This window comes from Tamlana crocina (genome assembly GCA_040429635.1).
GTDB classification, from domain to species: Bacteria; Bacteroidota; Bacteroidia; order Flavobacteriales; family Flavobacteriaceae; genus Flavisericum; species Flavisericum crocinum.
The window spans coordinates 2,412,066-2,424,003 of record CP158972.1; the positions used below are offsets into that span (position 1 = coordinate 2,412,066).

Below are 11,938 nucleotides of genomic sequence, written 5' to 3' on the forward strand. Positions count from 1 at the left end.
TAACAACAAAATTTGTTTCTATAACAACAAATTAGAAACGAAAGATACGTAAAAAAGGACAAATTAGCAACAAAGAAGAATAGTTAAATCTTCGTAAACACCAATAAAAGAAGGGTTTAACCAATTAAAGGAAGTGTAATTACTTTCCGATACAAAAATTAGCAAAAATATTACCTAACAAATCATCATTAGTAATCTCGCCAGTAATTTCACCAAAATGATATAAAGCTTGACGGATATCTATAGCCAGCAAATCTCCTGATAAACCTGTATCTAAACCTTGTTTTACTTTATCAATTTCTTCAAAAGCTTTTAATAAAGAATCGTAATGACGAGAATTAGTTATAATAGTATCATTATTTCTAAGCGCACCAGTATTAACAAAACTTAAAAGATTATTTTTTAACGCCTCTACTCCTATGTTCTGTTTTGCTGAAAGTAATTGCCCATGAGATTTTTCACTTGTTTTGGAAATAATAGCTAGGTCTTTATCTAAACTTTTAACCTCGCTTTCAGAAAGCGTATCAATTTTATTGGCTATGATTAAAAGTGGCTTTTGTGGATATTTATTTTTAATTTTTTCAATTTCAACTTTAAATTTTGAGCTATTCGCTTTAAAGTCTGCAGCATCAAATAAATAAATAACTACCTGAGCCTGATCTATTTTTTCAAACGTTTTTTTTATACCTATACTTTCAACAACATCTTTTGTATCTCTTATTCCTGCAGTGTCAATAAATCTAAAACCGATGCCTCCAATACTAATTTCGTCTTCAATAGTATCACGAGTTGTTCCAGCAATATCTGAAACTATAGCGCGCTCTTCATTCAATAATGCATTTAAAAGTGTAGACTTGCCTACATTAGGCTCACCTACAATAGCCACTGGAATTCCGTTTTTTATAACATTACCAACTGCAAACGAATCAATCAAACGCTTTAAAACAAATCGGATACGTTCTACTAAATCTTTAAACTGACTTCTATCAGCAAACTCAACGTCTTCCTCTGCAAAATCTAATTCCAATTCAATTAGAGATGCAAAATTTAAAAGTTCTTCTCTAAGCTTAGCAATTTCAGAAGAAAACCCACCGCGCATTTGTTGCATGGCAATTTGATGAGAGGCCTCATTATCACTAGATATTAAATCAGCAACAGCTTCAGCTTGAGATAAATCTAACTTACCATTTAAAAAAGCACGCAAAGTAAATTCGCCCGCCGATGCCATTTTACAGCCTTTCCGTAAAAACAATTGGATAATTTCTTGTTGGATATAACTCGACCCATGACAGGACACCTCAACTACATCTTCACCTGTGTACGAATTAGGGTTTCTGAAAACAGACAACAACACCTCGTCTACCGTTTTGTTTCCATCAACAATGTGCCCCAAATGGATGGTATGTGTTTTTTGTTGGCTAAGGCGCTTACCTTTTTTTATGGACCTAAAGCACGTTTCGGCAATATCAACGGCTTCGCTGCCCGATAGGCGAATTACAGCAATAGCACCAGCTCCCGAAGGTGTTGCCAAAGCAACAATGGTATCATTATTTATCATATTACAAAAATACTAATAATAGAATCGCTTAATTAAAAATTAACGATTTTATCAATTTAAAGTTTAACTAAATTTTAACCCTAAATACTATGCTTACACAGTACTTTTGCATGAATTTTCTAAAAAAATAGCACCTAAAATGTGACTTTTTCACCTTAACGTGTCTAATATTCAAACACTTACAAAGTGTTTTTTTTAACCCTATTTGAAATTAAAATGAAATTATTAGAAACCGATTTTGCCAATCAAATCTTAAAAACTGTTGAAAATAAAATGGGCGATGTTTATTTTTTTGAAAACATTGCCGTTGTTGAGTTGCGTGAAGGCGTTCATTTTGATATGAACAATTCTGCAACCATTATTAATGAATTGGAAAGCTATTTTGGTAATACAAAACCGTATGGCATTGTAGCCAATAGGATAAATTCCTATTCAATCAACCTAATGGACGCCCCATATTTTAGAACACAAGCGAAAAACTTGAAAGCCTATGGCGTGGTTGGACACGATTTGGCCAGTAAAATGAATGCCGAAATAGAAAATGGATTTTGCGTTTCTGAAAAGATAGATTACAACACCATTACGGAAGCCATAAAAACCGTTTCTGAAAAAGTGAAAAGCAGCACGTTTTCGTTAAACTAGACGAATACCATCCTTTTCTAATTCTATTTTGCGTTGTTTGTATAAACTCCCGATAGCTTTTTTGAAGTTCTTTTTGCTCATTTTCAAAACTTCCTTAATCTCCTCGGGTGACGATTTATCGGTTAAATCCAAATAGCCCCCATTGTCTTGAAGTTCCTGTAAAACCTTTTCGGCATTGGGCTCTATATTTCGGTAGCCTACTTGCTCTAAAGTAATATCGAGTTTGTTTCCTGATCGGATTTTTTTAACAATACCTTTCAATTTATCACCAACACTTAAATCCTTGAAAATATTGTTTTTGTAAACTAAGCCTGTGTGCGTTTTGTTGACAATAACATTCATGCCCATATCCGACGGATGCGACACAATTAAATCAACTACGTCAAATTCCTTTACGGTCAATTTTTTATTATCCAAAAACCGATTGGTTTTGCTCGAAGCCACCAACCTATTGGTTTTTTCGTCCAAATAACAATATACCAAATACCAACCTCCAGGTTTCATTTTAAAGGCCTGCTCTTTAAACGGACAAAACAATTCCTTTACCATACCCCAATCCAAAAAAGCGCCGTATTCTGTAACTTGATTGCAGCGCAACAATGCAAAATCGCCTTTCATGATGTAAGGCCTGTCGGTAGTAGCTACTGGGCGCTCTTCATTATCTAAATAGACAAAAACTTCCAGCTCGTCCCAAATTTTAAAACTTTCGGGGACGTAGCGGTTTGGAAGCAACACTTCTTCATCATCCTTATCAATCAAATACACCCCGTGGTCCGTTTCACGAAGTATTTCCATGGTATTTATTTCGCCTAATCTAATCATGCTGCAAAGGTAGTGATAACGTTGTTTATAATCATAATTACAAACAATAATTTCTTAGTCTGTAAAATCGAAAAAAAAAAAGCGTTACAACATGCAACGCTTTTAATATTTATGTAATTCCGGTTTTAATATACCGACTCTTTCTTAAAATGTTTGGTCAATAAATAATACACCACGGCTCGATACTTATTGCGGTTGGATTTTCCGTAGGTTTCCATTACGGAATCAATACCCTTATCTAACTCAGGGCCATCCTTTAATCCTAATTTTTTAATTAAAAAGTTCTTTTTTACAGTTTCTAATTCCGACTCGTCCGATCCAGAAACCGTGGCTGCATCGGCGTTATAAATTGAAGGCCCACAACCAATGGTAACTTTCGTTAACAAATCCATGTCTGCGCTAACGCCGCACTTTTCTTTTAAATCTTCAGCATATTTTGCAATAAGCTCGTCTCTTTTACTCATAATGATTTTTGTTTTTTAAGTATTAGTGAAACAGTTAATTGATAACCGTTTAAAGGTAACTATTTTTTTAGACACATAAAACCCTTACACGTCACTTGTTTCCTCTTAAATCATTTTTTTTTGGAAGAAAACTATTTTATAAATTCAAAATATCTTAAAAGCACCTCGTCATTTACGATTTTGGGCGTAAATACTTCGAGCAATTTTGGCTGACTGCCTTCACTATAAAATGAGCTTAAGGCTGTTTTTAAGCCTTCATCGTCGTGGGCAGTTTCATAATTAAAACCATACATATCGCAAAGGTGTTTTGCGGTATGATTGTGGTTGGTTTCAAAATAGGTATCGAAATTTTCGGTGTTTTTATGCCCGGGCAAAATTCTGAAAATACCACCACCCTGATTGTTTATCACGATGATTCTAAAATTATTCGGAATATGATTGTTCCAAAGGGCATTACTGTCATACAAAAAACTTAAATCGCCAGTGATGAAAACAGTCGGTTTTTCACTAGCTACGGCAAACCCAATAGCGGTTGATGTACTACCATCAATACCACTAGTGCCTCGATTGCAATACACCTCTAAAGTTTTATCGAGTTTGAACAACTGCGTGTAACGAATAGCCGAACTATTGCCCATTTGCAGCACCGAATGTTCCGGAACAGACTTCAACACTCTACTAAATACCTTAAAATCTGAAAACGGAATTTCCTCCAAATAGGTTTTGTGCCGTTTTAATCTGCGTTGCTTTACCAACGTCCATTGGGTTTTATAGCCACTTTTTACATAATGCGTCACCTTAGGTAAAAAGGCTTCAAAAAACTGATTTGGCGTCGCTTCAATATGATTTTCTAAACAAAAATATGTGTCATATGCCGTTTTGGGGTCTATGTGCCAATGGTGTTTGGGCTGGAACTTCCGCAAAAACTGCTTTATTTTTTTTGATACCACCAAACCGCCAAAAGTGAGCAAGATATCGGGTTGTAATTCCTTTTGTTCTTCAGAGGAAAGCGGTGCGATAATCTGGTCTATACTGGGAAAAAAACCGGAGTGGTGCAAATTGGATGTGGTTTCAGTAAAAACCAAAATACTATCGTCTTGCGCCAACTCGTCCAGCCATTTTTTGTCAATCTGGTTGGGTTGGTTTACCCCAACCAAAATCATTTTTTTAGTGGCCGAATTCCAGTCTTCCAAACAAGATTTTAATACGTAGTCTTCAATCTCCAGCTCCTTTTCGTTTTCCTCAATGGGTTTCGGGTTTACCGAAAGTTTATCGGTAGTTTCATAAAGCGGTTCATCCAACGGAATATTGATATGCACTGGCCCCCTTTTTAAAAGTGCAAAATTAATAGCCGTGTTGATTTCCTCTTCATTAAAAATTTGGATATCCTTTTGAAGGCCCAAAAACCGCTCGAATTTATTTTCCAGATTTTTGAAAATAGGCAATTCCTCGTGGCTAGGCACATTCTTTTCATCCTTTAAATCGAGCTTTAAATTGGCCGAATACAAAATATGGTTATCAAACACATTTTTTTGGTTAATGGTTTGTCCGTCGCCAATACCAACCAAGTGTTTTGGCCTATCGGCCGAAAGGACTACCAACGGAATATCGCTATAAAAAGCTTCGGCCACCGCCGGGTAATAATTAAGCAACGCACTGCCCGAAGTGCAAACCACAGCCGTGGGTTGTTGCAACTTTTGGGCAATGCCCAATGCAAAAAACGCTGCACAACGCTCGTCAACAATGCTGTAGCAATTAAAAAAATCGTCGTTTGTAAACCCAATGGTTAATGGCGCATTACGGCTACCCGGTGAAATTACAATATGCTTTATGCCTTTGGCTTTGCACAATTGGACAGTAGTTTGTGCTAGAGGTATTTTTGGATAGGTCATGTAGTTTTAATCAATAGCCAAAAATAACAAATTACTCAGCCAATAAAAATGCTTATAAAATGTTTTTCATCACTAAGGATTTCTGTACGGTTTCCTGCCACTCACTTTCTGGATTGGAGCTTTCGGTAATGCCACCTCCAACGTAAATTATAGCGTTTTTGTCTTTTATTTGCATGCACCGTAAATTCACATAAAGCTGCGTACTTTTTTTAGCTATGGCGTACGCCCTATTTTCTATGTTGCGTTTTCCAGAGCGTGGTTTGGCTGTTTTTTCCATATTGAGTTCGCCTAAAAAACCCGTATAAAAAGACCGATTGTAGTTTTCATGTTCTAAAATGAACTGTTTAGCTACCAGTTTAGGCAAACCACAAACAGCAGGTGTGGGATGCAATGCATCAATGACTTGTTTTAACGCCACATCAGTTTTTAAACGTGCCGAAATCATAGTTTTTAAATGCACCAAATTGCCCGCCTTTACTGTTTCGGTATCCGATACCGTTAAGCGTTCCACAGCGGGTTTTAAATTTTCGGTAATAAAATCGGTAACGTATTGCTGCTCCTGCTTTTCCTTTTCTTGCCAATTGACGTCGAGCGTGCCGTTATAGTTTTGCGTTCCGGCAAGCGCCATGATTGAAAACTGCGCACCTTCAATCTTTATTAGAGTTTCGGGCGTTGCGCCCAACCACAACCCCAATTTGGGATGAAACCAGCAGTACACAAATGCCGATGGATACGTGTTCAACAGCCTTTTAAAAATGGCAATGGGATTGTGTTCTGAAAGCCGTGCCGTTTCACTTCTTGAAAGCACCACTTTTTTAAACACATCGTTTTCAATGGCATTAATCCCTTTTTTTACTAAATCGATGTGGTTTTCCTTTTCCGATGCATCGGAAACACCAATAACTTCAGTGATTCTATTTTCCTCGGAAACCTCATAAGTCGACTTTAAAACTTCGGAATGCCCCAACGGCATCAACACCGATTTTTCTGCGTCATCAAACGGTGCGAACACAAACCCCGTTTCGGAATAATCTTCAGAAAAAAACAAATCGTCCGTTTGCTGGATAAAAGCATTTACCTCTTGCCTATTGGGTTTTCGGTAAGCTACAAAAGGAAGATTGGATTGGTATTGGGTTACGATACGCTTAAAAAACTCAGCTTGAATCATTCTTATTTTTTAGGCAGGGAAATGGTGGATAGTTTACAGATAGAAATAAGATTATCTTCATCGTCAGTTACCCGAATATCCAACAATTGGGTGGTACGCCCTTTGTGCAAAAAGGTCGCTTTGGCATAAACGTATCCATCTTTTACGCTTTTAACATGGTTGGCAGTAATTTCTATACCGCGCACAAAAAACTTGTCGGAATCCAGAAAAATATTTGAAGCAAAACTCCCCACACTTTCGGCCAAAGCTGCCGTAGCGCCGCCGTGCAAAACCCCATCGGGCTGGTACACTCGCGAATTAACGGGCATACGGGCCACTAGAAAATCTTTTCCAAAATCAATCATTTCAATATTTAAGGTTTCCATCAACGTGTTTTTGCACACTTTGTTGGCTTGTTCCAAAACGGCTTCTTTTGATAACTTCATGTGTTTTTCTATTCTTTTTTGCGCCCGTAAAAGTACAAAACCCTACTAAAATGAGATGGTAAAGAGTTGTTAAAACCCATTGGTTAACCCAACGGATACATAATGGAAAGCGCCGTGCCCTCGTCAGGTTTCGATTTTAAATCTAATTGGGCGTTTATTAAAGCGGCACGGCTTTTCATATTGATTAACCCCGAGCCTTTTTCAACATCGTTAATATCAAAGCCTTGGCCGTTGTCGGTTGCGGTAACACGCAAGGTTTCGGGTTGGTAATCCAAAATGATTTCGATGTTTTTGGCTTTGGAATATTTTACGGAATTCGATAAAAACTCCTGAAGAATCCTGAATACAATAATTTCGTGTTTTCGATTCGGAAAAGGTCTTTTTTCACCAATGATTTTCAATTCGGCCGACTCAAATTTCATCTTCTTCAATCGGTTTAATTCATTGGTGATTGATTTTTCAAAACCATTATTTAAAATCACATCGTTATTCAACGTTTTTGAAAGCGCCCGCACTTCGGCCAAACTTTCCTTTAGGGCATCGGTGGTGTCCTTAAACTTTTCCTTTACATCATCCGAAACCTGCATTTTTAAAATGCTGAGCTGCATATTGGCAAACGACAGCAATTGCCCTACGTTATCGTGCAACTCCCACCCAACATTCTTTAGGGTTTGTTCTTGGGTTTCGGTTTGGGCTTGGGCTATTTCGGCCTCAAAAGCACGCTGTTGTTCCATTTTTTCTTGTAGCAGTTTGTTTTTCCGTTTTAAAAACACCACAAAAAACACGATAATCAAAGTACTTACAATAACCAAAACGGCTATCATATATACTAATAAATACCGCTCGGAGGCGGTGCTGGCTAATCGTTCTCCGGTTTGCACCATATTAAGGCAAAAGTAAAGGTTAAATACATAAATATATTACATGACAAAAAAACCAACCTTCTAAGGCGAATATAGTTCCAATCCCGTTCATAAACTAGTGGGTCATAACTTGTATATTTATCAAAAAACACCATGGGGGTGATCACTAAAAACCAAATAAATAAAGCCATACTGATGTAAAAATTAATGGATTTATAAAAGGTCAAAATTTTTTCGCTTTGCAAGGTTTCAAAAAAATAGAATACCGTACACAGTAAAACCACTATGCCTCCAGATACTTTTATAACAGGAAAAAACATATTGAAAAAGGCATCCCAATGCAATAAAATATAGCTTAACGAAAAGAATAAAAAAGCATAGCTAGTGTATTTTACAACCTTTTTAAAAGATTCATTTTCTAAAATTTTTCGGTAATAAAACCCAAAAAACATCACGGCCACAATGCTCCATCCTATTGTAAACATCCAGTAATTTTTCTGTATGACCGTCCCTAAAAGAAATTCCAAAAATCTATCAGGATGTACATACCAAGTATAAGTTCCAGACTTTTCCAACAGTATAATATAAACTAGAAAATAAATAAAATATCTGGTTGAAGTATTTCGATATTTTCTATAAAAAAACACACCGGTTAAAGCCGCAATGGCCTCAACCGAGTGTGTTAACAACGTATAATTTTTAAATAAAAACTCTTCCAATGCTATCATGGATAACCTCCATTCCCGCCTTCTCCTTCATTTAACGGTGGCACAGGTGGTTTGTCGTCTCCACGCAATTTAAAAGGTGTCGAGCTGCTTTTTGAGTCGTACTTCACGCCTGTGGGCGCCATAAACATGGTGGTTAAATTGCTTTTTTCTGAACCGGCCTCTTTTCCATAAACGCCCAAATATACTTGTATGCCCGTCATTCTATAGCCCAAGCTATCGGAATAATGTTTGGCATATTCAAGGTAAAGCTCCACATCTTCCAACGGCCAAAATACCGAACGGTCGTCTTGCTCACGGCCTTGTGCCTGTGCGGCAGAATCTACGGCAGCTTTGCGGTATCGGGTCCAGTTATCGCTTAAAACAGTGGCTTGTTCCACCGAAATAACGCCTTTGGGTTTAACAATTTTGGGTTCGGCCTCTTCCCCTTCTGGTCTCGGGCAAAAATAATAGGTTAAAACGGCTCCTACCAAAAAGCCTAAAATCAGGTAGATTAGTTTTTTCATATTAATGGTTTTGGTTAATAATAGCCCGACTAAAATAGTAAAAAGATTTTATTGCAGAATATAAATACAGATATCACACAGGAAATCCTAAAATACCGCCCATGCCAACCGTAAATAGCCAACTGCCGTAAATGGCATGCTGGATGGAAACCAAAAGTGTAGATTGGGTTTTATAGAAACTATGCGCAAACAGCAACCCGCCTACAAAGGTTATAAACAACACCAACGGATTTTTGAAAAACAAATGCCCCAACGAAAAAACCAGAGCATTGGTAAAAATAGCCATCCATTTACTACTGAAAAATGGCTCGTACCGCTTGAAGAAAAACGTTCTGTAAAGCACCTCTTGCGGATAAACCGAAAACACACAGTAAATAAACAACAGTAAAAGCCATAAACTCGGTTTATTCAGCATCACATCAAAAAGGGCATCGCGATTGGTTGCCCAAACATAAATAACCGAAATGCCTGCTATAAGCAAAAAGGTAACGGCCGTTTCTTTCCAAAAGCGTTTCCAGTTTATGGATTTAGACAGTCTGAATCTTTCCTTTTCAACCTTCAGCAGTACAAAAACGACGTAAGCAAATCCCAAAACGCCAACACTCAACTTCAGCCAAACCGGATAGCCAAATGCAAAACTTATTGGCGTGGCTATAAAAATGGCAAAAAATTCTATGGTTTTTATCTGGGCGGAATGCATATTAAAACTTAATAACCGTAGTATGTTTTACTTTATTGATGACAAACATGCTGTGCGTACTGCCAATATAGCTAATGGTAGTCAATTTTTCAACTATAAACTTGCGAAAAGCGGGCATATCGGCTACCAAAACCCGCAATAAATAATCGTAATCCCCACTAACGTGGTGGCACTCCAAAACTTCATTGAGCTTGGCGACTTCACGCTCAAAACTCATAACGTGTTCTTGGCTATGCTGCACCAATTTTACATGGCAAAATACCATAAAATTTTTATTAATCTTTTCTTTGTTGAGCAACACGGTGTAACCTTCAATAAAACCTTCCCGTTCCAGTTTTTTAATACGCTCGTAAATGGCGGTGACGGAAAGATTCAATTTAACCGAAAGCTCTTTGTTGGTCTGTTTGCTGTCGGTTTGCAAATACTCTAACAGTTTTTTATCGGTGGCATCAAATATCATGGCTGAATATTTTTCTGATTTTTGGTTGAACGTGAATTTAGAATAAAAACAAATATTATAATAAATACAATTTATAGATTTATTTTCTAATAATATCAATTTTTATTGATTTTATAACCAATTAATTATAAATTTACATAAAAACGTGAGTTCGATATAACTTAAACTATAAAAAAACCTATTTCAAATCACTGATTATATTAAGGTTGAAAATATTTTGATTGAAAACACCCTCCTTAATAAGAGCTATGCTCTCTAACTTCAATTAAAGACGTGCTTTAATTTCGTTAATCTCAAGGGAGGAATCTACTCGGCAGGATTGTCCCCTAGAGGGGACTTTAGGGGTGTTTCTAAGTCAACCCTCTAAAAATCAACACTTTTTATATCGAACTAACGTTAAAAACCAAACACCATGAACTTTAAACCGGCAAATCAAATACAGGATCTACAATACTTTGGCGAATTTGGAGGCGTTAACCCATCCATTTCCGATTCATCCACCTATACCTTTTTATCGGCCAAAACCATGTTCGATACTTTTGAAGGCAATGCCGATGGTTGCTATTTGTACTCGCGGCACTCGTCGCCTTCAAATTTATATTTGGGTCAGGCTTTGGCGGCCATGGAAGGCACCGAAACAGCCTGTGTATTTGCTTCGGGCATGGGCGCGATTACCGCTACCATGCTGCAACTTTGCGGAGCGGACGACCATGTAGTTTCCAGCCGAACCATTTACGGTGGCACTTATGCCTTTTTTAAAAATTTTGCTCCGCGTTTTCGTATCGAAACCACTTTTGTTGACATTATGAATTTGCATCAAGTTGAAGCAGTCATTACCCCAAAAACAAAGGTGCTGTATTGCGAATCGGTAAGCAACCCGTTGTTGGAAGTCGCCGATATTAAAGCCCTTGCCAAACTGGCGAAAAAGCACGATTTAAAATTGGTGGTCGATAATACTTTTTCGCCGCTATCCATTTCTCCTGCGGTTTTGGGCGCCGATGTGACCATTCATAGCTTAACCAAATTTATAAACGGCAGCAGCGATACCGTTGGCGGTGTGGTTTGCGGTACCCAACATTTTATTGACGAACTACGGAATGTAAACAACGGCGCATCCATGCTTTTGGGCTCGACCATGGATAGTTTACGAGCAGCTTCCGTTTTAAAAAACCTAAGAACATTGCATATCCGTATGCAACAGCATAGTAAAAATGCCTTGTTTTTGGCCGAAAAATTTGAAAACGACGGTTTGAAAACCGTGTACCCCGGATTAAAATCGCATCCATCGCACAACCTTTTCAAACAAATGATGAATGCCGAATATGGCTATGGCGCCATGCTCACCATCGATGTGGGTTCGTTGGAAAAAGCCAACCAACTTATGGAACTCATGCAGCACAAAAACTTAGGTTATTTAGCGGTAAGTCTCGGTTTTTATAAAACGCTTTTTAGCGCTCCAGGCAGTTCTACTTCCTCGGAAATCCCTGAGCACGAACAAAAAGCAATGGGCTTGAGCGACGGACTGATACGTTTTTCCATTGGGCTGGATGCCGATATTGAACGTACTTATGCCAAAATGAACCATTGCATGAAAAGCTTAAAAATCCTCTAAAAATACATCCTAAAACCTATACAATTAACTTCAATTGACATTGTAGAATATCTCCATTTTGAAGTATTTGCATACCTTATGTGAAAGTTGTAACATTACAA

Annotated in this window: 13 protein-coding genes; 2 read left to right on the forward strand and 11 right to left on the reverse strand. The window is 37.6% G+C overall.

The features are described 5' to 3' along the window. Positions 1–139 precede the first annotated feature (139 nt). Positions 140–1,558 (reverse strand): tRNA uridine-5-carboxymethylaminomethyl(34) synthesis GTPase MnmE, encoded by a 1,419-nt coding sequence (mnmE, locus tag ABI125_10715; protein ID XCF05194.1) that lies wholly within the window; start codon positions 1,556–1,558, stop codon positions 140–142. Positions 1,559–1,774: 216 nt separating this feature from the next. On the opposite strand from mnmE, the gene ABI125_10720 reads away from it, so the two are divergent. Continuing rightward, entirely contained in the window at positions 1,775–2,200 is a 426-nt protein-coding gene (locus tag ABI125_10720) for a hypothetical protein (protein XCF05195.1), read from the forward strand. On the opposite strand, the gene ABI125_10725 is transcribed toward ABI125_10720, so the two are convergent. The 10 genes from ABI125_10725 to ABI125_10770 form a co-directional block, all read right to left on the reverse strand. Beyond that, positions 2,192–3,022, reverse strand: a complete 831-nt coding sequence (locus ABI125_10725; protein XCF05196.1) for a S1-like domain-containing RNA-binding protein — start codon at positions 3,020–3,022, stop codon at positions 2,192–2,194. The two genes, ABI125_10720 and ABI125_10725, sit on opposite strands and share 9 nt — an antisense overlap. Positions 3,023–3,147: 125 nt before the next feature. Then, complete coding sequence (locus ABI125_10730) at positions 3,148–3,486, reverse strand: DUF2853 family protein (GenBank protein ID XCF05197.1); 339 nt, start codon at positions 3,484–3,486, stop codon at positions 3,148–3,150. A 131-nt stretch (positions 3,487–3,617) separates the two neighbouring features. Further along, a complete protein-coding gene (menD, locus tag ABI125_10735) occupies positions 3,618–5,378 on the reverse strand; it encodes a 2-succinyl-5-enolpyruvyl-6-hydroxy-3-cyclohexene-1-carboxylic-acid synthase (protein ID XCF05198.1) in 1,761 nt (586 codons plus the stop codon). 52 nt (positions 5,379–5,430) lie between these two features. Beyond that, entirely contained in the window at positions 5,431–6,546 is a 1,116-nt protein-coding gene (locus ABI125_10740) for a chorismate-binding protein (protein XCF05199.1), read from the reverse strand. A 2-nt stretch (positions 6,547–6,548) separates the two neighbouring features. Continuing rightward, positions 6,549–6,971: a PaaI family thioesterase gene (locus ABI125_10745; protein ID XCF05200.1), complete on the reverse strand. Its 423-nt coding sequence runs from the start codon at positions 6,969–6,971 to the stop codon at positions 6,549–6,551. Between the two features lie 83 nt (positions 6,972–7,054). After that, a complete protein-coding gene (locus ABI125_10750; GenBank protein ID XCF05201.1) occupies positions 7,055–7,855 on the reverse strand; it encodes a histidine kinase in 801 nt (266 codons plus the stop codon). Beyond that, the gene (locus ABI125_10755) at positions 7,831–8,523 is read right to left on the reverse strand and encodes a hypothetical protein (GenBank protein XCF05202.1); all 693 of its coding nucleotides are present in this window, start codon (positions 8,521–8,523) and stop codon (positions 7,831–7,833) included. The genes ABI125_10750 and ABI125_10755 overlap by 25 nt, the downstream gene beginning before the upstream one ends. A gap of 35 nt (positions 8,524–8,558) precedes the next feature. Then, positions 8,559–9,065 carry a hypothetical protein gene (locus ABI125_10760; protein ID XCF05203.1) on the reverse strand — a complete coding sequence of 169 codons (507 nt, stop codon included), beginning with the start codon at positions 9,063–9,065 and terminating at the stop codon, positions 8,559–8,561. Between the two features lie 73 nt (positions 9,066–9,138). Continuing rightward, a complete protein-coding gene (locus tag ABI125_10765; GenBank protein XCF05204.1) occupies positions 9,139–9,765 on the reverse strand; it encodes a CPBP family intramembrane glutamic endopeptidase in 627 nt (208 codons plus the stop codon). A 1-nt stretch (position 9,766) separates the two neighbouring features. Further along, entirely contained in the window at positions 9,767–10,225 is a 459-nt protein-coding gene (locus ABI125_10770) for an Lrp/AsnC family transcriptional regulator (GenBank protein XCF05205.1), read from the reverse strand. A gap of 412 nt (positions 10,226–10,637) precedes the next feature. Between ABI125_10770 and ABI125_10775 the strand changes: the two genes are divergently transcribed. Then, positions 10,638–11,837 carry an aminotransferase class I/II-fold pyridoxal phosphate-dependent enzyme gene (locus tag ABI125_10775; protein ID XCF05206.1) on the forward strand — a complete coding sequence of 400 codons (1,200 nt, stop codon included), beginning with the start codon at positions 10,638–10,640 and terminating at the stop codon, positions 11,835–11,837. The last annotated feature ends 101 nt before the right edge of the window (positions 11,838–11,938 follow it).

Excerpts from the sequence above, each read along its gene's own strand:
- ABI125_10750 (XCF05201.1), bottom strand. The coding sequence starts at position 7,855 with ATGGTGCAAACCGGAGAACGATTAGCCAGCACCGCCTCCGAGCGGTAT.
- menD (XCF05198.1), bottom strand. The coding sequence starts at position 5,378 with ATGACCTATCCAAAAATACCTCTAGCACAAACTACTGTCCAATTGTGC.
- ABI125_10745 (XCF05200.1), bottom strand. The coding sequence starts at position 6,971 with ATGAAGTTATCAAAAGAAGCCGTTTTGGAACAAGCCAACAAAGTGTGC.
- ABI125_10720 (XCF05195.1), top strand. The coding sequence starts at position 1,775 with ATGAAATTATTAGAAACCGATTTTGCCAATCAAATCTTAAAAACTGTT.
- ABI125_10760 (XCF05203.1), bottom strand. The coding sequence starts at position 9,065 with ATGAAAAAACTAATCTACCTGATTTTAGGCTTTTTGGTAGGAGCCGTT.
- ABI125_10765 (XCF05204.1), bottom strand. The coding sequence starts at position 9,765 with ATGCATTCCGCCCAGATAAAAACCATAGAATTTTTTGCCATTTTTATA.
- ABI125_10770 (XCF05205.1), bottom strand. The coding sequence starts at position 10,225 with ATGATATTTGATGCCACCGATAAAAAACTGTTAGAGTATTTGCAAACC.
- ABI125_10740 (XCF05199.1), bottom strand. The coding sequence starts at position 6,546 with ATGATTCAAGCTGAGTTTTTTAAGCGTATCGTAACCCAATACCAATCC.
- ABI125_10725 (XCF05196.1), bottom strand. The coding sequence starts at position 3,022 with ATGATTAGATTAGGCGAAATAAATACCATGGAAATACTTCGTGAAACG.
- ABI125_10775 (XCF05206.1), top strand. The coding sequence starts at position 10,638 with ATGAACTTTAAACCGGCAAATCAAATACAGGATCTACAATACTTTGGC.
- ABI125_10730 (XCF05197.1), bottom strand. The coding sequence starts at position 3,486 with ATGAGTAAAAGAGACGAGCTTATTGCAAAATATGCTGAAGATTTAAAA.
- mnmE (XCF05194.1), bottom strand. The coding sequence starts at position 1,558 with ATGATAAATAATGATACCATTGTTGCTTTGGCAACACCTTCGGGAGCT.